The 23,305-nt window shown below is 26.4% G+C and carries 20 protein-coding genes; 18 read left to right on the top strand and 2 right to left on the bottom strand.

Annotation, left to right across the window (positions count from 1 at the left end; all coding sequences use genetic code 11):
- Positions 1–195 precede the first annotated feature (195 nt).
- On the top strand, positions 196–1,395 hold the full coding sequence (locus tag ABCP60_RS03800) for a S41 family peptidase (protein WP_343101290.1): 1,200 nt from the start codon (positions 196–198) through the stop codon (positions 1,393–1,395).
- 108 nt (positions 1,396–1,503) lie between these two features.
- On the opposite strand, the gene ABCP60_RS03805 is transcribed toward ABCP60_RS03800, so the two are convergent.
- Positions 1,504–1,899 carry a (deoxy)nucleoside triphosphate pyrophosphohydrolase gene (locus ABCP60_RS03805; protein WP_195581099.1) on the bottom strand — a complete coding sequence of 132 codons (396 nt, stop codon included), beginning with the start codon at positions 1,897–1,899 and terminating at the stop codon, positions 1,504–1,506.
- A 228-nt stretch (positions 1,900–2,127) separates the two neighbouring features.
- On the opposite strand from ABCP60_RS03805, the gene ABCP60_RS03810 reads away from it, so the two are divergent.
- From ABCP60_RS03810 to ABCP60_RS03820, 3 genes are all read left to right on the top strand, one after another.
- The gene (locus ABCP60_RS03810) at positions 2,128–2,811 is read left to right on the top strand and encodes an MBL fold metallo-hydrolase (RefSeq protein ID WP_343101291.1); all 684 of its coding nucleotides are present in this window, start codon (positions 2,128–2,130) and stop codon (positions 2,809–2,811) included.
- Between the two features lie 338 nt (positions 2,812–3,149).
- Complete coding sequence (locus tag ABCP60_RS03815) at positions 3,150–3,515, top strand: CGGC domain-containing protein (RefSeq protein WP_195237674.1); 366 nt, start codon at positions 3,150–3,152, stop codon at positions 3,513–3,515.
- Between the two features lie 129 nt (positions 3,516–3,644).
- On the top strand, positions 3,645–4,979 hold the full coding sequence (locus tag ABCP60_RS03820) for a ClC family H(+)/Cl(-) exchange transporter (protein WP_195929173.1): 1,335 nt from the start codon (positions 3,645–3,647) through the stop codon (positions 4,977–4,979).
- A 101-nt stretch (positions 4,980–5,080) separates the two neighbouring features.
- Here the strand turns inward: ABCP60_RS03820 and ABCP60_RS03825 are convergent, their stop codons facing one another.
- A complete protein-coding gene (locus ABCP60_RS03825) occupies positions 5,081–7,003 on the bottom strand; it encodes an FUSC family protein (protein ID WP_343101292.1) in 1,923 nt (640 codons plus the stop codon).
- A gap of 230 nt (positions 7,004–7,233) precedes the next feature.
- Here ABCP60_RS03825 and ABCP60_RS03830 point away from each other — a divergent pair, with 230 nt between their 5' ends.
- From ABCP60_RS03830 to ABCP60_RS03895, 14 genes are all read left to right on the top strand, one after another.
- Positions 7,234–7,929, top strand: coding sequence for a response regulator transcription factor (locus tag ABCP60_RS03830; RefSeq protein WP_343101293.1), 696 nt, complete (start codon positions 7,234–7,236; stop codon positions 7,927–7,929).
- A complete protein-coding gene (locus ABCP60_RS03835; RefSeq protein WP_240275854.1) occupies positions 7,919–8,980 on the top strand; it encodes a HAMP domain-containing sensor histidine kinase in 1,062 nt (353 codons plus the stop codon). Before ABCP60_RS03830 ends, ABCP60_RS03835 begins: the two co-directional genes overlap by 11 nt.
- Positions 8,981–9,151: 171 nt before the next feature.
- Complete coding sequence (locus ABCP60_RS03840; RefSeq protein WP_343101294.1) at positions 9,152–9,841, top strand: ABC transporter ATP-binding protein; 690 nt, start codon at positions 9,152–9,154, stop codon at positions 9,839–9,841.
- On the top strand, positions 9,828–12,392 hold the full coding sequence (locus tag ABCP60_RS03845; protein ID WP_343101295.1) for an FtsX-like permease family protein: 2,565 nt from the start codon (positions 9,828–9,830) through the stop codon (positions 12,390–12,392). Before ABCP60_RS03840 ends, ABCP60_RS03845 begins: the two co-directional genes overlap by 14 nt.
- 347 nt (positions 12,393–12,739) lie before the next feature.
- Positions 12,740–14,728 carry a translation factor GTPase family protein gene (locus ABCP60_RS03850; protein ID WP_343101296.1) on the top strand — a complete coding sequence of 663 codons (1,989 nt, stop codon included), beginning with the start codon at positions 12,740–12,742 and terminating at the stop codon, positions 14,726–14,728.
- A 160-nt stretch (positions 14,729–14,888) separates the two neighbouring features.
- A complete protein-coding gene (locus ABCP60_RS03855; RefSeq protein ID WP_092926013.1) occupies positions 14,889–15,935 on the top strand; it encodes an HD domain-containing phosphohydrolase in 1,047 nt (348 codons plus the stop codon).
- A gap of 184 nt (positions 15,936–16,119) precedes the next feature.
- Positions 16,120–16,335 (top strand): GNAT family protein, encoded by a 216-nt coding sequence (locus ABCP60_RS03860; RefSeq protein WP_343101297.1) that lies wholly within the window; start codon positions 16,120–16,122, stop codon positions 16,333–16,335.
- 299 nt (positions 16,336–16,634) lie between these two features.
- A complete protein-coding gene (locus tag ABCP60_RS03865; RefSeq protein ID WP_343101298.1) occupies positions 16,635–17,570 on the top strand; it encodes a PocR ligand-binding domain-containing protein in 936 nt (311 codons plus the stop codon).
- A 12-nt stretch (positions 17,571–17,582) separates the two neighbouring features.
- Positions 17,583–18,593: a phosphotransferase gene (locus tag ABCP60_RS03870; protein ID WP_343101299.1), complete on the top strand. Its 1,011-nt coding sequence runs from the start codon at positions 17,583–17,585 to the stop codon at positions 18,591–18,593.
- A gap of 123 nt (positions 18,594–18,716) precedes the next feature.
- Positions 18,717–19,487 carry a hypothetical protein gene (locus tag ABCP60_RS03875; protein ID WP_343101300.1) on the top strand — a complete coding sequence of 257 codons (771 nt, stop codon included), beginning with the start codon at positions 18,717–18,719 and terminating at the stop codon, positions 19,485–19,487.
- A gap of 290 nt (positions 19,488–19,777) precedes the next feature.
- A complete protein-coding gene (pduA, locus tag ABCP60_RS03880; RefSeq protein WP_092926003.1) occupies positions 19,778–20,056 on the top strand; it encodes a propanediol utilization microcompartment protein PduA in 279 nt (92 codons plus the stop codon).
- Positions 20,057–20,092: 36 nt separating this feature from the next.
- Positions 20,093–20,905: a propanediol utilization microcompartment protein PduB gene (pduB, locus tag ABCP60_RS03885; protein WP_343101301.1), complete on the top strand. Its 813-nt coding sequence runs from the start codon at positions 20,093–20,095 to the stop codon at positions 20,903–20,905.
- Between the two features lie 26 nt (positions 20,906–20,931).
- Positions 20,932–22,593, top strand: coding sequence for a propanediol/glycerol family dehydratase large subunit (locus tag ABCP60_RS03890; protein WP_343101302.1), 1,662 nt, complete (start codon positions 20,932–20,934; stop codon positions 22,591–22,593).
- A 23-nt stretch (positions 22,594–22,616) separates the two neighbouring features.
- Complete coding sequence (locus tag ABCP60_RS03895) at positions 22,617–23,294, top strand: propanediol/glycerol family dehydratase medium subunit (RefSeq protein ID WP_092925997.1); 678 nt, start codon at positions 22,617–22,619, stop codon at positions 23,292–23,294.
- Positions 23,295–23,305: the final 11 nt, after the last annotated feature.

Genomic DNA, 23,305 nt, shown 5'->3' on the forward strand with positions numbered 1-23,305 from the left:
GTATATTTTAAAAAATTTACTTATATCCTTTTTTACGATTATCAACATATAGATAGAACTTCTCGATTATTATTTAAATTATATCACAAAATATCTGTATAAAATTAAATACATAGAGAATGTAGTAATCTAGATTTTCTTGTAAAGTAATGTTACAATGTTTAAGGTTATTGGAAAAATAAGGATGTGAACTTGATGAAAAAGAAAATATTATTTTTAGCAATTATTTTTATATTTATAATAACAATAGGTAATTGCATTTATCCTAAAAAGGAACAACTCTCTAAGAGAGAAAAGGTAGAGGACTTTGAGTATGTGTATAATACTATCAAAAATGGATATCCTTATCTAGATGTAAATAAGAGATGTAACAATATAGATTGGCTAGGAAATAAGGATAAATATCTAAAAAGAATTAAAAATACTAAAAATGACGAAGAATTTATAGAAGAAATGTCATCTATATTATCTGACCTAGATAATAGGCACACTGAATTAATAGATAATAAAAAACGATATGAACTTTTTAAAAAATCATATTCTAATAATAATTGGTATGACTTTCTTGACGATAAAAAAGTGGTAGATAGATATAATTCTATAAAGCCTAAAATAAAAATATCAAAGGATATTTTTTTTAAAAAAGAGTTAATTTTAAAAGATGTAATTAAAGATAAGGTTGGATACATATATTTACCATCAATGGCATCAAAGAATGGATCTACAGATAAAGATCTAAAGATGATTGGAGATTATATTAGTACATTAGGAAAACATAAAGCTTTAATTATTGATATAAGAGGAAATTTAGGAGGAAGCGATAGGTATTGGCAAGGAATAGTATCTAAGCTTATAAAAAATGATATTAAAGTAAATGGCTATAGAACTTATAGAAATAATAGTGAAATCGTTAAAAAATATATCGATGTAAGACATATAAAGTTAGAACCTATAGAAAAGCTACCAATGAATGTAAAGAAGAATGCGCCAGAGGAAACTTTAAAAAAGTTTAGTGATTTTGAAAATACGTCTTATACTATAAAAGCTAATCCTAATTTAAAATTTGAAGGCAGTATATACTTGCTTGTAGATGGAAAAATATATTCATCATCAGAGTCATTTTCTATGTTTTGCAAGGGAACTAAATTTGCAACATTAATAGGACAAACTACTGGAGGAGATGGTGGAGGACTAGATCCTGTGTTGTTTAAGTTAAAAAACAGTGGCTTAATAGCGAGGATGGCAAGTGGTATGTATTTAAACAAAGATGGAATATGTGATGAAGAGTTTAAAACCACTCCAGATTTTAAAATAAAAGATTGCAAAAGGACTTTGAATTTTAAAGACGATAACTGCATAAAAAAGGTATTAGAACTTGAAAATATCAATGATTAAATAACAAACAAAGTTAAATAAAGTTACCTTCTTAATATTATTAAAAATAATAAATAGGATGTAATTAAATTGTTTTCACACAAGTATATTACATCCTCATAATTTTTATTACCTTTCTTTTATCAATTTATTAACAGCAGATACATCAGCAGGAGCCCACTTTAAAGAATCTAAGTTTTCTCTTTTTAACCATATAAGCTTAGAATGCTCGCAAGCTATTGGATTACCTTCAACTAACTTACACTTTAAACATATAAGATTTACAATGAAATTTTCATATTCATGATCGATATCATTAAATATATCTATAGCTTTAACATTACATTTTAACTCTTCTTTTATTTCGCGCTCTATAGCTTCATATAATGATTCGCCTTCTTCAACTTTACCGCCTGGAAACTCCCACATATTTGGAAGTACCATTTGTGGTGATCTAAGCGCGCATAATATTTCATTATTATCATTTTCTATTATAGCAGCAACTACTTTTACCTTTTTCTTCATTCGTTTCACCTCTAGTTTTTTTATATTTACTTATTATACTCTATGTTTAATACATTATAAATATATAAGTATAGATATTGTAATAGGAAAATAATTGAATAATATATAATATAATTAAATCTAAAAATGGTAAAAAGTATACAACATTTAAAAGTATATAATTTATATGACCTAATAAGGGTAAAAATAATATAGAATATAATAAATAGAGTAAAAGGAGTGTTAACATTGAAAATAACATATATTCATCATAGTAGCTTTTGTTTAGAGCTTGAAAAAAATATCTTACTATTTGATTACTTTGAAGGAAATTTACCAGACTTTGACAAAAACAAAAAACTTTATATTTTTGCAAGTCATAGTCATAGTGACCATTTTAGTCCGGTAATATTTGACTTAAGGTCAAAGTATAAAAATATAAAATACATATTATCAGATGATATAAAAGTTAAAAAAGAAGAAGATATTCACCTTGTAAAAGAAAATGAAACAGTGTATATTGATGACTTAAAAATAGAAACTTTAAAATCAACAGATCTAGGAGTAGCATTTGTAATAACTGTAGAAGGTAAAACTATTTACCATGCAGGTGATTTGAATTGGTGGCATTGGGAAGGTGAAATTGATAGTGAAAATAAAAAGATGGAAAAGATGTATAAACATGAAATAGAAAAGATAAAAGATAGATACTTTGATATTGCATTTGTACCACTTGATTCTAGACAAGGAAAATACTTTTATTTAGGATTTGATGAATTTATGAGAAACACTAATACTAAATTAGCTTTTCCTATGCATTGTTGCGGGGACTATTCTCTTGTAGATAAGTTATCTAAAATGGAGGAATCTAAAGATTATAAGGATAGAATTATTCATGTTAATGAAATAAATAGAGAATTTGATATCAAGTAATAAGTAAGTAGAACATATTGATAGTTACAAAAGAAATTTATACTGTATATAATGATAAACATATAGAATAAAATAGGGTATCGTGAAATACGATACCCTATTTTATTATACTTATAATATTTTTAGTATTCGAATGGAATTTTGTATAACTAAGTTTCATTAAGTAGTATCCTTTAAATGTATAAATTTATAAGAATAATTGCTTATATTTATATAGTTGTAAAATATATTTATAATTTAAATTTAAAAATAAATTTTACTATTAATTTGAAAAAAAGGCAAAATAATGTATAATTATATATAAATACAGTAAAAATAAAAAGCATAGGAGGAAGAAATTGAAAAAAGTTGCTATATATACTTGTGGGGATGTTTCACAAAGGTGTACCGCTAATGGATGCTTTAGAGCATTTAATGAATGTAAAGATTCATTTGAAAGATATGAAGGTAATTGTAAATTAGTTGCTTTTAATACTTGTAATGGTTGTGATGAAAAGCCATTAGAAAGTTTAGATATAAAAATAGAAAAATTAAAAAAAGCAGAAGTTGATGTAATACATATATCTACATGCATAAGAGGGAGATGCTCTCATTATGAAGAGTATGCTAAAGAATTTGCTAAACATTTTGAAGTAATTGGATATACACACGGGTCAAAAGAAGGTAAAAAGAACAATAATATAAACATACTAAAAAGTGAATAATTACAGTAAAGCCAAGCTTAAGACTTGGCTTTACTATACAATAAATAAAGATTATCTATTTTTAGAAAATTTAAATAGAAAAAGTTATGTAGCTATTTAATTGGGTAATATTATATACGAGGTGATAAAATGGATAACTTAGAAAATAGTTGTATACCTGATAATGGAAATTGCTCAGAGGCTTTTAAAATAAGAATTGTTTTTGAAAGTATTTTAATAGGAGTAGGTGTAGGATTTATAGTTTCCTTGTATAGGTTATGCTCCAAATATGCAGAAAAAATTAGTTTAAATATATATAATTTTATGGCTAATCACTTGGAATATGTAATTTTGGGAATACTAGTGTTTGCTATTATAGGATATATTGTTGGATATTCAGTTGAGAAAAATCCTATGATATCAGGTAGTGGTATTCCACAAATTGAAGGCTGTTTAAAAGGAAGATTAAAAATAATTCATTCTTTTAAAATTTTAGTAAGTAAATTTGTAAATGGTGTACTAGCAATGGGAGCTGGACTATCTCTTGGTATAGAAGGTCCATCTATTCAATTAGGTGGGAGTTTTGCACATGCTATATCTAGACGATTTAAACTAAGTAAAAAAGAATTTGTATATTTATATTCAACAGGAGCGGGAGCTGGTCTTGCAGCAGCATTTAATGCACCATTTGCTGGAGTTATGTTTATCTTAGAAGAAGTACATAAAAGTTTTTCGCCAGTACTATTTATAACAGCTGTTGCAGCTTGTGTAAGTTCTGATTTAGTTACATGGATATTTTTTGGAGAAACACATACTTTAATAGTTGATAAAGTTTTAAATATGCCAGCTAATTACTACATATCTTTAATAGTACTTGGAATAATTATTGGGTTAAGTGGAGTTATATATAATAAAGGATTACTTAAAACTATAGACATATATTCAAATATAAATACAAAACTAAGATATAAAATGATTATACCTTTTATGTTAGCTATTGTATTTGGCATGTTTTTACCTCAAGTTTTAGGTGGTGGGGATAAGCTTATAAATAGTATATTAGCTAGTGGACTTACTATTAAATTAGCTATAATATTATTAATAGGAAAATATATATTCTCACTTATAAGTTTTGCACCAGGAACTCCTGGAGGTATACTATTTCCTATTTTAACATTAGGTGGATTAGTAGGAATTATATTTGGAAAAGTTTTAGTTTTAATGGGAGCTATAGATACTTCATATTTAAATAACTTTATATTATTAGCAATGGCAGGGATGTTTACATCTGTTGTCAGAGCTCCTATTACTGGATTTATATTAGTATTTGAAATGAGTGGAGCACTTACTCAGCTAGGACCTATTATAGTAGTCTGTGGGGTTGCGTATTTAGTAGCTAATTTATTAAATTGCCCTCCTATTTATGATTCTTTACTTGAAAATAAAGTTAAAGCTTATGATAAAATTAAAGAAAGCAGTAAATAATATTTAGATAGAAAAAAGCCAAGCATTAAGCTTGGCTTTTTATTTTAGTTTATTTAGCTTTTAATAGTAATTCACTTTGTTTAATGAATAACCTTATTTTATTATAGAGTTTTGTATATAACTTTTGATATATCTTTAGATTCTATAATAGTTTCTTTTAACTCAAGTACATTTATTAATATTAACTTACTCAATCTATCATCTATATTATTTAAGAAATCTATAATATCTTTTGTAGAAATATCCTTATTTAAAAGCATATCTATATCGTAAAATAAAACTAAGTTATGTGATGAATTTTTATTAGTGTATTTCTTAAAGTTATTTACTAAGAAACGTAGTTTATTAATAAATATATGTTGCTTATGTACAAATTCATTTAAATCATCTGATAACAAAATATTATTATTAAAATATATCTTTTTATTAAGACGTATATTTTGAGTAATTACATCCTTTAAATCGTCATTAATAGTTCCATTCACTAATCCTGTATTGTATAATTTGGCAAGTATTTGCTCATTTAAACTTAAAGAATTTTTAACTTCGTTTTTTGTAACATCACTCATTTTATATGGTAAAATTACTTTGTTTGCATATAGAGCAATTATAGTACCTAAAAGAACGAAAAATATTCTACTGATAGATAGCTCATTTATATTATTACCAATAGATGCTGCTCCTAGAGCCGAAATAGTTGTGCATATCATTTGATACTTATACTCTGTTTGGTAATTACTAATATATCCAACTATAAGTATAATAAAAGCTCTCATAGAATTATCTGTTACTATAGAGAATAAAATTTCAAATATAATTAATCCAATTATAGTTCCTAAGATTCTTTCCCTACCTTTAGTTTGTCCAGATTCAAGATAAGGCTGGACAATAGATGATAAACTGAAAACTAACCATTTACCATGTGGTATATTAAAGAAAGCAACTACAAATACACCAATACTAGTAATTAATGCACCTCTAAATGCAAAAGTAAACTTAAGAGAGTCCTTATTTAAATTATTTTTTAAATCATTTAATCTATCAACTGCATTTGATACGAAATACTTTTCACAAACTTCTTTTGAATTTTTTTCTTTTGAAAGTATTAAGTCTTCTTTTAATAAAATTACGCAACCTTGTAATTCATAAATTTTGTAGTACTTTGAGTTAGATTTTTCGCTAGCAATTAAGAATTCATCTATTTTAAGTATAACATCATCAACTGTTATATTTCTATCTATAAACTCATCTATATTACAAAGTAATGCGTTTATTTTATTTAAGATATAAGTAAATTCTTCATTAATTGTATTGTTTTTAACTTCATCTAGTATTAAGTTTACACTTTCTAAAAATTGACATATAAATAATGATTGGATTAATGAAACTGGAAGTTCAATATTTTTATCCAATCTTTTATATACATCTGATATATGCTCTTTTAGTGTATCATAAGTTTTAGAATTTAAATTATTTACACTTTCTATACTATCATTATTTATCATTAATACTATTTCTTCATTAATAGACTCTATTACCGTTTTAATAGTAACTTTAGATTGCTTTTGTAACTTATTTTTATTTGCAATCATTTGTACTGTCATTATAAAAAGTCCACAAAATATAAGAGATACTAATCTAGTAGGCAATTCATTGATGCTAACAGGTGTATAAAGCATAAAGAAATAACCTAGTGTAAAAGCAATATATGTAGGTTTTTTTGTATTATATGTAAATTGGTATAATATAAAAAATATAATGGCAAAAGTTATAACTAATCCTAAAAAAGCATTAGTTGATGCTAAAAATGAACTAACCCCAAGTAATACTTCAATAAATACAAAATATATAGTACTTTTTATTGGTGTTATTGTATAATCAGTACCAAGTAAAGAAAGAGCTGCTGTAATGCCTGCAACTCCAACTAAGGTATTAATTTCACCAAATATAGATTTAAAACCTATTATAGCAGCAACTATAACTAAAAACATTATAGTTGTTGAAATTACTTTTTTCTTATCCATGTCAAAGCTCCTTTGCAGTTTGAAAGTTTAAATTTTTATTAATTATACCCTTATTCTTTATACTTAAATCTAGAGTGTTACAGTTTTATCATTAACATATAATGATATTTTTATTGAACATGATATAGTTTAAACAAAGGCATATATGAATTTGAAAAATTATTTAAAATAATGATATAATTATTTGGTAATATAATAAAATGTATAACTTATAAAGGGGAAAAATCAAAATGAGAAATATACTAGTAGTAGAAGATGACATTATGTTAAACCATGGAATCTGCTTTAATCTACAAGCAGATGGGTTTAATGTAATACATGCATACAATCTAAAAGAAGGGGAAAATATTTTTAATAGTAATACTATAGATTTAATAATACTAGATATAAACTTACCAGATGGAAATGGATTTGAATTTTGTAAAAAAATTAGAGAAAATTCTAATGTAGGGATACTATTTTTAACTGCATGTGATATGGAATTAGACATTATAAATGGATTTAAAATAGGTGCTGATGATTATATAACAAAACCATTTAATATAAATATATTAATGCAAAGAGTAAGAGCTTTGCTTAGACGTTGTAGTAATAAAGAAAAACACGAAGATACTCTAGTTGAAGGGGAATTTGAATTTAATTTTGAAAAAATGCTAGTAACTAAAAATAAAGTAAATATTTTACTATCACCAATAGAATACAAAATACTAAAAAAATTAGTAAAGTGTAAAAATCAAATAGTTACAAGACAAGCACTAATAGATTCAATTTGGGATAATGATTCAGAATACATAGAAGAGCATGCTCTAACAGTAAATATTAATAGACTAAGAAGTAAAATAGAAGATAAATCGTCTAATCATAAATACATAAAAACTGTATATAAAATGGGATATATGTGGGTTGGTGAAAAGAATGAAAAATAGTAAAAATATTTTTAGTAACTATTATATAAACTTTTCTATTATATATATAATAATATCAATAATAGCACTTCTTTTAATCCGACAACAAACAGAAAGTATTATATATATGTATCCAAACTCTTTTGAGGAAGTTAAAAAAATTAACAATATAAGTTTTTGTTTTTTATTTTTATCATTAATAATAGGGATATTATTTATATATATTGTGAGAGTAAATATTATTAAATTTAGTAATGATATTATAGATAATATAGACGCTTTTATATCTGATAAAGAAATAATTTTAGAAACTAATGATGACACTTTACTATCTAAAATACAAAATAAATTTAAATATATGATAGAAATTATGGAAAATAAAAATAGCAGATACTTAGAGGAAAAAGACAATATAAAGTCTTTAATAGCTAATATTTCTCATCAAATAAAAACTCCAATAGCCAATATTTCTATGTATAATGAAACCTTAATAAATAGAGAACTAGATAGAGATAAACAGATAACATTTTTAAAAAATATGCAACATCAAGTTAATAAATTAGAGTGGCTAGTTAAGTCCCTCATAAAAATGTCTAGGTTAGAAAATGGAATAATAGCATTAAATATTCAAAGATATAGAATAAGTGATACAATTGCAAATGCACTTAGTGGTGTATATTTAAAAGCAGAAGAAAAAAACATATCCATAGATGTAGATATTGATGAAAAATTAGAACTTTATCATGATAAAAAATGGACTAGTGAAGCAATATTTAATATTGTTGAAAATGCAGTAAAATATACCAAAGATAATGGGCATATAAATATAAAATTATATAAAATGGAGCTATTTACTAAAATAAGTATAGTAGATAATGGTATTGGAATAGATGAAGGTGAGATTAATCATATATTTAAGCGATTTTATAGAAGTTGTGATGTAATAAACACAGAAGGTGTTGGAGTGGGTCTTTATCTAGCAAGAGAGATTATAAATAAGCAAAGTGGATATATAAAAGTAGAATCTAAAAAGGATGTAGGAACAACTTTTTATGTATATATGAAAAATTAAGATACAAAATATTAAGCACTGTTAATTTAACAGTGTTTATTTTTGTTAAATATCTCAAAATTGTTATTATTCATATAAACAATATTACAATACTGTGAGGATTTTTAAAATATTTATATGATAACATTTAAGTAAATAAGATGAAAAAAATTAAAAGGGGATTTTAATTAAATGAAAATATTAGAAAGTAAAAATTTAAAAAAATACTATGGAACAGAAGAAAATATAGTAAAAGCACTGGATGGAGTTGATATAAGAGTAGATAAAGGAGAGTTTGTTGCTATAGTAGGTACATCAGGGAGTGGTAAAAGTACATTACTACATATGTTAGGAGGACTTGACAGACCTAGTGAAGGAGAAGTGGTAATTGATAACAATAACATATTTAAAATGAGCGATGAAGAACTTACCATATTTAGAAGACGTAATGTTGGATTTGTATTTCAAAACTATAATCTAGTTCCTATACTTAACGTTTTTGAAAATATAGTACTACCAATAGAACTTGATGGATGTAAGATAGATAGTGAATATATATATGAAATAATAAACACATTAGGGCTTAGTAAAAAAATAGACGCCTTACCTAACAATTTATCAGGAGGTCAACAACAAAGAGTAGCAATTGCAAGGGCTTTAGCCACAAAACCATCTATAATACTACTAGATGAGCCAACAGGAAACCTAGATAGTAAAACTGAACAAGATGTCCTTGGGCTTTTAAAAGTAACTAGCAATAAATTTAGTCAAACTATAATAATGATAACTCACAATGAACAAATAGCACAAATGGCAGACAGAATTATAAGAATTGAAGATGGAAACGTTGTAAGTAGAGGTGAGAGCCATGCTACGAAATAACAATCAAGAAATTATAAAAAAGCTAAGTAAAAGGAGCTTTAAGGTTAATAAAATTAGAAATACTATATCTATTATAGCCATAGCATTAACCACAGTCTTATTTACATCACTATTTACAGTAGGAATATCTATGATGGATGCTTTTAATAGTTATATGATGATGGAATATGGAACAAGTTCTCACGTACAGATGCAAGAGGTAGATAAAAGCCAGATAGATACAATAAAAAATAATGAAAGTGTAGACAAAAATAGTATAGGTATAGTTAAAAATATTGATAGTGCTAAAAATCCAGAGTTTTCAACTCAAACTGTAAACTTAGCAGTTTATGATAAACAAAGTGTAAAAAATTCTATACACACAGAAATGATAGAAGGGAGTTTACCGAAATCTAAAGAAGATATAGTTATTCCAATAGAAGTATTAGATATGTTAAAACTGCCTCATAAAATAGGTACTAATGTGAGTATAGATATTCCAGTAGTTAAAGATGGTGCTTATACTGGAGAAAATAAAACTTATAAGTTTAAATTAAGTGGATATTTCACATATAAGACAGCAACAGCTATTCCACTTCATGATATGTATGTAAGTGATGATTTTTACAATGAATATAAAAAATATAATGAAATAGGTCCTTTATGTATAAATTTTAATTTTAAAAATGATAAAAACTTAGAAAAACAACTTGAAGATTTAATTAATGAAATTAAACCATATTCAGGAAAATACAGTGTAAATCCAGCATTTTTAGATAATCAAGTAACAAATCCTAGTGAATTTATAAAAAATGCTCTTCCAGTAGTTTTATTAGTAATTGTAATACTTACAAGTGGTTATCTTTTAATATATAATATATTCTATATATCAGTAGTAAAAGACATAAAACACTATGGACTTCTTAAAACTATAGGAACATCACCAAAACAATTAAAAAAATTAATAATAAATCAAGCTAATAGATTATCATTAATAGCAATACCAATAGGACTATTTTTAGGAGTTATAATAGGAAAGATATTACTTCCTATGGCTATGAAATTTACTACTATATCAAGTTTAAAATCAATAGATTCAAGCAATCCTGCTATATTTATAGGTGCTATTATATTCTCATATATAACAGTAAGAATATCTTGTATGAAACCTGCAAAACTTGCAAGTAGTGTATCTGAAGTAGATGCTACAAGATATAGTGATAGAGATAGTAATATAAAACGTAAAGCAAAAAAAGGTAAGAGTGGTTCTAAAATTCATAAAATGGCACTTTCAAATATGTTTAGAAATAAGAAAAAAGCATTATTAGTTTTAACGTCTATGTCTTTAAGTTGTATGATATTTTTAAGTGTATCAACTATAATAAGTAGTTCAGACCCAAAAAGAGCAGCAGAAGGTATGATGGTAGGTGATATAGAAATACAACATGGAGAAGCACAAAACTCAAGGATACATGAAAATATCATACCAATAGATGAAGAATTTATAAAAGATGTTAAAAATTTAGATGGAGTAAAAAGTGTAGATAGAATATATAAAGACTATCTAGGCCCTGTAGCTTATGAAGGAGCAATAAAAGAAGAATTATTAAGTCAACCAATAAATGAAGACCATGTAAAAAGATTTTGGCAAGGGTATGATTTTAAAGAAGCTGCAGATATTAACAAAAGTGTAACATTAGATATAAATGGAGTATCTTCAGGGAAAATAATTAAAGAAATGATAGAAAATAATATGTTAGATTATTATGGTGAAGGAAATATAATAGAAGGAAAGTTAGATATAGAAAAGTTTAACAAAGGTGGATACATAATAATTAGAGGACATGAAAATAGTAAGATAAAAATAGGAGATAAAATTAAGTTAAAATACCTTAAAGGAAATACTATAGAAGAAGGGTATACAGAGAATGAATTTGAGGTAATGGCAATAATTGGTGCAGGAGAAAACTTCAACATGGATGTATATGTAAATGAAGATGACTATAAAAAAATAGTACCAAAATCATATGTACAAAATGTAGTAGTTAATGTAGATGAAAACGTAGATGAAGTTGAAAAGAATATAGAAAAATTAAATGAAAAGTACTCTAATCCATATACTCATATTTCTTCAAAAAGAACATATATAGAAGAAGCTAAAGAAACTCAAGTTACAATAACTATTATAGGAATGAGTGGAGTGTTTATAATAGGATTAATTGGATTTTTAAATTTTATAAATACTATGGTAACGAATATAATGTCAAGAAATCAAGAATTTACAATGCTAGAAGCAGTAGGAATGACTAAAAAACAGCTTAAAAAGATGTTAGCACTAGAAGGTATGTATTATGGAGTTATAATAACCTTTGTAAATCTTACTTTAGGTAGTTTATCTACTTTTCTAGGATTTAATATTATGAAGCTTAGATATTCTGTATATACCTATTCAATAGAAGCTTTAGCAATGTGTATAGTGTTAGTACTTTTAGTAAGTGTAACTGTTCCCTTAATTGTTTACAAAATAACTTCTAAAGAAAGTATAGTAGAAAGAATTAGGGTAAGTGAATAATATTTATATGAAAATGGAGAGAATATTATATTCTCTCCATCAAATTGATTTTTATTAGAATTTTAAAAATTATAAATTTTACTAAATTATGATATAAAAGAGCGATAATATAAAATTTATTGCTCTTTTTAATATTTATAAAAACATAGACTTACTTATGTATATTTAATTGATTAAATCAGTATGAGAAAAGTAATTAGAATTATATCAAAAGCGTAAATCTATTAAAAAATATGACTAATACTACAAAACTACTAAATATGATAAAATATAAATTATAAAATTAAAAAACATAATGTTATTATAATTAAGGATAATATTGATATTTATATAAATAGGAGAGACATATGAATAAGACAATAGGGGTATTAGCTCATGTTGATGCTGGTAAAACTACATTTTGTGAACAAGTACTATATCATACAAATGCAATTAGAAATAGAGGCAGAGTAGATAATAAGGATACATTTTTAGATAATCATAACATAGAGAAGCAAAGGGGTATAACAATATTTTCAGAACAAGGAATGTTTAATTACAACAATTCTAAATATTACTTAATAGATACACCAGGACATATAGATTTTTCACCAGATATGGAAAGGTCTATATCTATAATGGACTACGCAGTTATAATAATAAGTGGAGTAGATAAAATACAATCACATACAAAAACAGTATTTAGACTACTTAATAAATACAAAGTTCCTATAATATTTTTTGTAAATAAAATGGATAGAGAAAACTCTAATTTAAACTTAGTGATAAAAGATATACAAAATAGCTTAACTAAAGATGCTATAGATATAACTAATACTAATATAACTAATACTTTAAGTGAAGAGCTTATAGAATTTATTGCTGAAAGAGATGATGAATTATTTGAAAAATATTTAAATGATGACTATGACTACAATCTTTGGATTAAAAATTTCAAAGAAATGATAAAGGAATCAAAAATATATCCACTATTAAGTGGGTCAGCTCTTAATGATATAGGAATAGATAATTTCCTAGAAAAGCTAGATTTTTTAACATATACAAATTACAAGTTAGAAGAAAAATTTATAGGTAAAGTATATAAGATAAAACATGATGACAACAAAAATAAATTAACTTATATAAAAGCACTACAAGGAAGTATTAAAGTGAAAAATGAAGTTTTATATAAAGTTAATGAAGAAATAATAACTGAAAAGATAAATAACATAAGAAAATACAATTCTAACAAATTTGAAGCTGTAAATGAGGCTAATTGTGGAGAATTATTTGTTGTAAGCGGTTTAAATAATACTGTAGCAGGAGATTTCATAATGGAACATGGTTTTGAAAAAGACGAAATAGAGAAAATTTATAATATAAAAACCAAATATGAAATGACTCCAACATTAAAATCAAAGGTTATATTTGATGGTCTATTAAACATAAAAGAAGTATTAAGTGTTTTTGAGATGTTAAATAAAGAAGAACCTGCATTAAATGTTTTATGGGATGAAAATCTTAAAGAAATACACATACATGTAATGGGAAAAATTCAATTAGAAATCTTAAAAGAAGTAATAAAAGAAAGATTTAACTTAGATGTAGACTTTGGAAAATGTGAAATACTATACAAAGAAAGTATATTAAAAAGTACTATAGGATATGGTCACTTTGAGCCACTTGGTCATTATGCAGAAGTTCATTTGCTAGTAGAACCAAATACTAGAAATTTAGGTATCACTTTTAATAGCAAAGCACATGTAGATGATTTAGCCATAGGTCATCAAAATTTAGTTAAAACTCATATATTTGAAAAAGAGCATAGAGGAATATTAGGTGGATACCCATTAGTTGATTTAAATATAACTTTGCTTACTGGTAGAGCACATAAAAAGCATACTAGTGGTGGAGATTTTAGACAAGCTACTTTAAGAGCATTAAGACAAGGATTAGAAAAAGTTGAAAATGTATTACTTGAACCATACTATAAGTTTAAAATTGAGACAAACTTAGATTATATGGGAAGAATCATATCAGATATTCAAAAAATGAATGGAGAATTTGAAACGCCGATTATCAATGAAAATTTAGTAACCATAGAAGGTAGAGGGCCTGTTGCTACTTTTATGGATTATAGCTTAGGGTTATCTGCTTTTAGTAAGGGAAGTTCAAGTGTTAGCTTCATATTTGATGGATATGATAGGTGTCATAATTCTGACTATGTCTTAGAACACAGGTCTTATGATAAAAATAGTGATAATGAATATACATCAAACTCTATATTTTGTTCAAAGGGACAAGGTTATGTTGTAAAAGGAAGTGAGGCTAAGCTTCACATGCATTGTATAAAATAATGAATAATAGTAAATAACATTTAAAGTTAACTATTATTAAGAAATATATTAGTTTTATTTTTAATATTTTACAATAGAAAAAATTTAAATTGAAATATTAGAAAGGCTAATGAATGATAGTATAATATAAAGGAATATAAAAGATTAAAAGGGAGAACTTATGAAAAATAAGCATATATTGATCGTAGATAATAGCGTAACAAATTTAAAAAGAGCAGAACAAATTTTAAAACCACATTGCAAAGTTAGCTTACTTACATCTGGTGTACAGACTTTAAGGTTTCTAACTAAAAACAAACCAGACTTAATATTATTAGATATAAATATGACAGATATGGATGTGTATGAAACCTTAGAAAAGATAAAATCTAATAAAGATTTAGTTGATATACCAGTAATATTTCTAACCTCACAAGTAGATATAGAAAGTGAATTAAAAGGCATTGAAAAAGGAGCTATAGACTTTATTAGAAAGCCATTTGTTCCTCAAATTATGATAAGTCGTATAAAGATGCATCTAGAATTATATGACTATAGGATAGATTTAGAAAAAAAAGTAATAGAAAAAACCGAGATGATAGAACATCTCCAAGATGTTATGATGATATCCATCGCAGAGCTTGTTGAGTGTAGGGACGAAAATACTGGGGGTCATGTTAAAAGAACTGCAAAGTATGTAGAAATACTAACTAAAGCTTTGGTAGAAAGAAATATATATAGTGATATATTAAGCAAAGATTATGTAAAGGATATGATACGTTCAGCTCCACTTCATGATGTAGGTAAAATAGGTATAAATGATAAAACTTTACTTAAAAATGGTTATTTAGATGAAAAAGAGTTTGAGTTTATGAAAACTCACAGTAAACTTGGAGGAGAGACTATTCAAAGGATGATAAATCAAACTGATGGAGAAAGTTTTTTATATATAGCGAAGGATATGGCGCAATCTCATCATGAAAAGTGGAATGGAACAGGTTATCCAGATGGATTAAAGGAAGAAGAAATACCACTTAGCGCTAGAGTAATGGCAATAGCAGATGTTTATGATGCGCTAACAACAAAGAGACCTTATAAAGAAGCTTTTACACATGACAAAGCAGTTGAAATTATATTAGATGGTAAGGGGATAGCTTTTGATCCTGTTATAACTGAAGTATTTGAAGAAATAAATTCTGAGTTTGAGTTAGCAAGACAGATTTTATAGTAAAATTTGATCACGATGAAGTGGTTGAATTTTTCAAAAAATGTGTAGAAGATAGATATGACTTTTTAATTATTTCACCTGATGGAAGAATTATTGGTGAAAGTATAATAGAAGTGCCAATTATTGAATTGGAATATTTCATTATGACGAATGTGGAAAAGGCATAGGGTCTTAGGTTATAAAAATGACAAGAGATTTTGCATTTGAAAAATTAAATCTTCATCGCTTAGAACTAGATGTTTATTCATTTAATTCTCTTGCTGAAAAAGCATATTTGGCTGCTGGATTTAAAAGAGAAGGCGTATTGAGAGATGCAGTTTGGAATGGCAAAGAATATGCTAATGATATTCTGATGGCAATACTAGAAGACGAATGGAAACAAATAAAAGGTATTATATAAATTACAATTTATCTAATTAGAAATATATAGTTATATGAATAATTTTATATATACTAAGAATTAAGTTGAGTAATAGTGTAAAAACTATTGCTCTATTTTATTGTACAAGTAAGATATTTATTTTAGATATTGTCATAAAGGTATTATAATAACAGTTAAAATAATTTAGAAATATATTTAACTTGTTTACTAAAAAATAAAATGTATTTTATGACAGGGTTTAACAAATATAAGTAGAAATATATATAATTAAATAATATAAATTATAAATTAGGAATAATAATTTAAGGGGGAGTTTAATGGAGAAGTTTTTTGAACTAGAAGAGTATGCTCAAATTGAAGTTCTCCAAAATATCCAAGATAGCTTTGCAAATTCACTTGGTATGGGAGCAGTTATAGTAGACTATAAAGGTGAACCTATAACAAAAGAAAGTAATTTCACTAAATTTTGTACATATATAAGAAATAATGATGAATTAAAAGGAAAGTGTTATAAATGTGATGCATATGGAGGGGTACAATCAGCTATTACAAAAAAGCCACATATATACAAGTGTCATGCAGGATTAGTAGACTTTGCTATACCTATAATGGCAAATAATACATATATAGGAGCAATATTAGGAGGTCAAGTAAGATTAAAAGAAGATTTAAAAGAAGAAAACAATGTTTTAAAGGATAAATATAATGAAGAATTATCTAAATATTATAAAGATATAAAGATAAAGACTTATGAAGAAGTCAAATATGCAGCAGATCTTATGTACCAAATATCAAATTATATTTTAAATAAAGATATAGTCAAAATAAATTCTGATTTTAATAGCAATAAAGCTAAAATAGATAGAGCTACTAATATTGAATTAATAAAGGAATATAATTTAGAGAGTGAACAATACTCTGAAGAAATACACAAAGCACTAAATTATATTCATTCAAACATAAAAAAAAATATTACACTAGAGGAGGTAGCAAATCATATAAATCTAAGTCCAAATTATCTGAGTAAGACTTTTAAAAAAGATATTGGTATAAACTTTATAACCTATATAACAAATAAAAAAATAGAATTAGCAAAAGAAATGTTAAAAGATACAGATACACCTATTCTAAATATATCTATAGATTTATCTTTTAATAAACCTAACTATTTTAGTAAAGTTTTTAAAAAAATAGTAGGTTTAACACCTAGTGAGTATAGGAGCACATTACAGAATGATCAAATAGATACCTAAGGGAGGAATTTTTTGAGTGTATTAAAAAAAGAATCAATAAAAGATCTTCTAAGTAAGGATTATTTAATGCAAATACTACCTGGTTTACGAGATATAAAGTTAGAAAATATAAAAACAAACGGTTTATCAGGAGCTAAAATATATAAAATTACATTATTTTCTAGGCAAGATAAAAAAAGCCTATATCTAAAAATAAATAATTTAAAGGAAGATTGGCTAGTAAAAGTAAATAAAGATGAAGGCAGAGAATTAGCTATATTTAAAGATGATATATATTCAAAATTAGAAGAGTTTATAAATGACATTTATTTAGGTTATTACATAGGGGATAATAGCTATGCAATACTTATGAATGATATGTCTGTATACAAAAAAACAAATAACTCAGAGAAAGAGTGTCTTTACTATTTAAATAACTTAGCGAAATTCCACTCTAAATTTAAAGAACATGATGTAATAAATTATAAGGAGTTATTAAATGTAGATGAATATTGTAATTTTTTAACAAAGACTAAAGTAAGTGAAGTTGAGGAGTTTAAAGAAAATTATCAAAAAGGAGAAATAATATTAAAAGATATTTTAGGAGAAAATTTATTTAATAAATATGATGAAATAAAGGAAATAGATAGTATATTTTCTTATTATCCTAAAACCTTTTTGCATGGAGATTATAGACCAGATAATACACTTTACATAAATCAAAATGATATAAGAATTATAGACTGGGCTAATAGTGTATGTGGACCTTGTACATTAGATGTATTTTGGTATCTTATGACATCTGTAAATGTTAAATTTGATAAAACTATACTACTAAATTATTATAAAATGAATTTAGAAAATTATATTGGATATAAATTAACTAGAAGAACATGGGACACTTTATTGAAAGTTGGAATTTTAGCTTCCTGCAAAATGTATTTAGTATCACTATTAGCTAATTCAAATTTAGAAGATAAATATGAGTATTTAAATATATATTATTGGATAGAGAATCTTAAAAGTGTATTAATAGACTTATAGATATAGTAGAGTACAATTGGTAGGAAAAGTAACCTTTATGAAAGTTGAAATAAATGTGGATACATGAAATATAAAACAATTTAATTAAGAAATAATAAACTAAATAAAAAGTGGGAAATAGATGTGATAAAAGATTTACATGTTAAAATAATAGGACTTACAACTATATTTAGTTTACTTATTACAGGATACACTAGCACAATAGAAAATAAAGAAATCTTAAAAAATACATACTTTGAAGTTGTAAAAAGTGAACAAAATAGTAATGAAATAAAAGCTGTGGATTTAGAAGAAAGGCTTAAGGATAAAACAGTAGATATTTCAGATGGAATTGTATATTTAACTGGTGAAAATGGAGAACAAAAAGATTATTCAACTAAAATTTATACATTCAAAGAAGGTAATAAATCTCTTAGTGTTTCTTATTTAGATAATGATAAAAAAGAAAATTTAGAAGATATAAAATTTGCTTCATATATTATAACTAAGGAAGATAAAGAAGAAACTTATGTAGAAGTTTATTATCAAGACATATTAGAAGCAAATGGAATATTAAGTTTTCAGATGTATCCAGAAAGCGTACAAGAACAAAAGGAATTAGTAAACTTACTAAATGAAAATAAAAGTAGTTTGTATGAAGCATATTATAAAGTAGCAGAAAGTATAGAGGAAGATAGTTCTCTAGAGTTAGGCAAAATAATAGATGATAAGTTAAAAAAAATAGATGGATTTGTTAGTAATGATAATGAAAATTTAGTATCTTATTCTTTAAATAAGGATGGTTTAAATTTAAATTTAGTATTTGACGAAAAGACAAATAAGGCTGAAAGTGTAATAATTGAAGATATTGAATCTAATAATATATCTTTAAGTTATTATAAAAATATGGAATAGGGTATACAACTTTATAAGAGGAATAAAGATTTGAAAGAACAAGAAGAAATAATAGATAAATTATTAGAATATAAAAAATAGTAAGGATAATTCCTTACTATTTTTTTGTATTAATATTAAATTAAAAATGTAAAGAAAAATATAGTACAAAAAATTATCCTATTAAGATAAAATTTATCATAAAAATATTTAAAAAGTCTTAAAATTTGTACTATTTAAATAAAATATTTCCATAAAAGTATACTAGAATTTAAATAAGAACAAGAATAATTTTTGGAGGTACTCCCATTATGCAAAAAGAAGCTTTAGGAATGGTTGAAACAAAAGGACTAGTAGGGGCAATAGAAGCTGCTGATGCTATGGTAAAATCAGCAAATGTACAACTAGTAGGATATGAAAAAATAGGTTCAGGGTTAGTAACAGTAATGGTAAGAGGAGATGTAGGAGCTGTTAAAGCATCTGTAGATGCAGGAGCAGTAGCAGCAGAGAAAGTTGGAGAAGTTGTATCAGTTCATGTAATACCAAGACCACATACAGATGTTGAAAAGATATTACCAAGCAATAACTAATATTAAATAAGAATTTAGGTTAAGGGGGAAATTTTCATGAAAGAAGATTTAATGTCAAAAATAATGGATGAAGTAATGAAGAAAATGGGAGAAACTCCAAAGGTAGAAGTTAAAGAAGAAACAGTAGAAGAAGCTAAATATGAAGAGCCTAATAGCTGTAGCTTAACAGAGTTTGTAGGAACAGCAATAGGAAACACTATAGGTCTTGTTATAGCTAATGTAGATTATAACTTACACGAGTTAATGAATATAGATAAAAAATATAGATCAATAGGGATAGTTGGTGGAAGAACAGGGGCTGGACCTCATATATTTGCAGCAGATGAGGCTGTAAAGGCAACTAATAGTGAAATATTGTTAATAGAGCTTCCTAGAGATACAGAAGGTGGAGCAGGACATGGTTCTTTAATAATATTTGGTGCAGAAGATGTATCAGATGCTAGAAGAGCTGTTGAAGTTACATTAAATGAATTAGAAAGAACTTTTGGTGATGTTTATGGAAGTAGCGCAGGACATTTAGAATTCCAATACACAGCAAGGGCTAGCTATGCTCTTAATAAAGCGTTTGGAGCACCTATTGGAAAATCTTTTGGGATAACAGTTGGAGCACCAGCTGCTATTGGAGTATTACTTGCAGATACTGCTGTAAAAGCAGCTAATGTTGATGTTGTAGGATATTCAACTCCAGGAAATGGTGGAACTAGTTACTCAAACGAAGTAATTCTTACATTCTCAGGAGATTCAGGAGCTGTTAGACAGTCTATAATAGCAGCAAGGGAAGTAGGAAAGCAATTATTATCAACTTTAAGCAATGAAGAATTAAAGTCATCAACAATACCATACATATAAGATTTTAAATAAGGGGAGTGAATACATTGAAATCTAAACGTTTTGAAGTTTTAAAAAATAGACCAGTAAACCAAGATGGTTTTGTAAAGGAGTGGCCAGAAGTTGGTCTTATAGCAATGGATGGACCAAATGACCCAACACCTAGTATAAAAATAGAAAATAAAATAGTAATAGAATTAGATGGAAAGAAAAGAGAAGACTTTGATATGCTAGACTTTTTTATAGCAGATCATGCTATAAATTTAGAAAGAGCAGAAGAAGTTTTAAACATGGATTCATTAGAATTAGCTAGAATGCTTGTTGATATAAATGTTGGAAGAGAAGAAATAGTAAAACTTACAACTGCTATGACTCCAGCTAAGATAGTTGAAGTTGTAAGCCAGATGAATGTACTTGAAATGATGATGTCAATGACAAAGATGAGAGCTAGAAAGATGCCTTCAAATCAATGTCATGTTACTAATGTAAAAGATCATCCAGTTCAAATTGCAGCAGATGCAGCAGAAGCAGCTTTAAGAGGATTTGATGAACAAGAAACTACAGTAGGTATAGCAAGATATGCTCCATTTAATGCCCTAGCTTTATTAGTTGGAGCTCAAGTAGGTCGCCCTGGAATACTTACTCAATGTGCTGTTGAAGAAGCAACAGAATTAAAATTAGGAATGAGAGGATTAACAGGATACGCTGAAACTGTATCTGTCTATGGAACAGAGTCTGTATTTATGGATGGAGATGATACTCCTTGGTCTAAAGGTTTCCTAGCATCTTCATATGCATCAAGAGGACTTAAAATGAGATTTACATCAGGAACAGGTTCTGAAGTTCAAATGGGATACGCAGAAGGAAAGTCAATGCTATATCTCGAAGCTAGATGTCTATTCTTAACTAAAGGTTGTGGAGTTCAAGGAATACAAAATGGTTCAGTAAGTTGTGTTGGAGTACCAGCAGGAGTACCTAGTGGAGTTAGAGCTATACTTGCAGAAAACTTAATAGCTGCAATGTTAGATCTTGAGTGTGCATCTAGTAATGACCAAACATTTACACATTCTGATTTAAGAAGAGTTGCAAGAAGTTTAATGCAAATGGTGCCAGGAACAGATTTTATATGTTCAGGATATAGTGCAACTCCAAATTATGATAATATGTTTGCAGGTTCTAACTGGGATGCAGAAGATTATGATGATTGGAATATAATTCAAAGAGATTTAAAAATAGATGGCGGTCTAAAGCCTGTTAGTGAAGATGAAGTTGTTAAAGTTAGAAATAAGGCAGCTAGAGTTATACAAGTATTATTTAAAGAATTAAATCTTCCAGAAGTTACAGAAGAAGAAGTAACTGCTGCAACTTATGCACATGGAAGTAAGGATATGCCAAATAGAAATGTAGTTGAAGATTTAAAAGCTACTGAAGAAATGATGAACAAAGAAGTTACAGGGGTAGATGTAGTTAAAGCACTTTATAAAGGTGGATTTGAAGATGTAGCAGATAGTGTGTTTAATATGTTAAAGCAAAGAATAGCAGGGGATTATTTGCATACAGCAGCTATACTTGACAAAGATTTTAAAGTAAAAAGTGCCGTAAACTATCCAAATGATTATAGAGGGCCAAAAACTGGATATCAAATAAGTGATGAAAGATGGGAACAAATCAAAAAAATTGAAAATGCAGTAAGTCCAGAAGATTTCTAAAAATAGAAAAAGAGGTGAAAATTGTGTCTATAGATGAGAAATTATTAAAAAGTGTAATAGAAGAAGTATTAAAAGAAATGGTAGAAAATGATAATGTAGAGTGCAATAGCAAAAAAGAAGAAAAGAAAGAAAATGTAGTATTTGATGATAATAAAAAATTAGAACTAGTAGAAGTTGGAGATTTGAAAAAAGGTACTAGAAGCGATGAAGTAGTTATAGGTTTAGCGCCAGCATTTTTTAACCATCAAACTAAAACTATAGTTGGTATAGAACACGATAAAGTATTAAAAGAAGTTATAGCAGGTATTGAAGAAGAAGGATTAACTTATAGACTAGCAAAAATTTATAGAACGTCTGATGTTTCTTTTATAGCACATGATGCAGCAAAACTAAGTGGTTCAGGAATAGGAATAGGTATACAGTCAAAAGGTACAACAATAATACATCAAAAGGATTTATTTCCTTTAAGTAACTTAGAATTATTCCCCCAAGCTCCACTTATAGATTTAGAAACATTTAGACAAATAGGTAAAAATGCAGCTAAATATGCTAAAAATGAATCACCAGCTCCAGTGCCAGTGAAAAATGACCAAATGGCAAGACCAAAATATCAAGCAATTGCAGCACTTTTACATATAAAAGAAACAGAACATGTTGATAGAAACAAAAAACCTCAAGAATTGAAGATAACATTTAAATAAACAAGGAGGGT

It is taken from the genome of Romboutsia sp. MSSM.1001216sp_RTP31141st1_G3_RTP31141_220114 (assembly GCF_039031195.1).
Lineage (GTDB): Bacteria > Bacillota > Clostridia > Peptostreptococcales > Peptostreptococcaceae > Romboutsia_C > Romboutsia_C hominis.

Coding starts and splice junctions, on each gene's coding strand:
- ABCP60_RS03800 (WP_343101290.1), top strand. CDS start 196: ATGAAAAAGAAAATATTATTTTTAGCAATTATTTTTATATTTATAATA.
- ABCP60_RS03805 (WP_195581099.1), bottom strand. CDS start 1,899: ATGAAGAAAAAGGTAAAAGTAGTTGCTGCTATAATAGAAAATGATAAT.
- ABCP60_RS03820 (WP_195929173.1), top strand. CDS start 3,645: ATGGATAACTTAGAAAATAGTTGTATACCTGATAATGGAAATTGCTCA.
- ABCP60_RS03825 (WP_343101292.1), bottom strand. CDS start 7,003: ATGGATAAGAAAAAAGTAATTTCAACAACTATAATGTTTTTAGTTATA.
- ABCP60_RS03830 (WP_343101293.1), top strand. CDS start 7,234: ATGAGAAATATACTAGTAGTAGAAGATGACATTATGTTAAACCATGGA.
- ABCP60_RS03835 (WP_240275854.1), top strand. CDS start 7,919: ATGAAAAATAGTAAAAATATTTTTAGTAACTATTATATAAACTTTTCT.
- ABCP60_RS03840 (WP_343101294.1), top strand. CDS start 9,152: ATGAAAATATTAGAAAGTAAAAATTTAAAAAAATACTATGGAACAGAA.
- ABCP60_RS03845 (WP_343101295.1), top strand. CDS start 9,828: ATGCTACGAAATAACAATCAAGAAATTATAAAAAAGCTAAGTAAAAGG.
- ABCP60_RS03850 (WP_343101296.1), top strand. CDS start 12,740: ATGAATAAGACAATAGGGGTATTAGCTCATGTTGATGCTGGTAAAACT.
- ABCP60_RS03855 (WP_092926013.1), top strand. CDS start 14,889: ATGAAAAATAAGCATATATTGATCGTAGATAATAGCGTAACAAATTTA.
- ABCP60_RS03860 (WP_343101297.1), top strand. CDS start 16,120: ATGACAAGAGATTTTGCATTTGAAAAATTAAATCTTCATCGCTTAGAA.
- ABCP60_RS03865 (WP_343101298.1), top strand. CDS start 16,635: ATGGAGAAGTTTTTTGAACTAGAAGAGTATGCTCAAATTGAAGTTCTC.
- pduA (WP_092926003.1), top strand. CDS start 19,778: ATGCAAAAAGAAGCTTTAGGAATGGTTGAAACAAAAGGACTAGTAGGG.
- pduB (WP_343101301.1), top strand. CDS start 20,093: ATGAAAGAAGATTTAATGTCAAAAATAATGGATGAAGTAATGAAGAAA.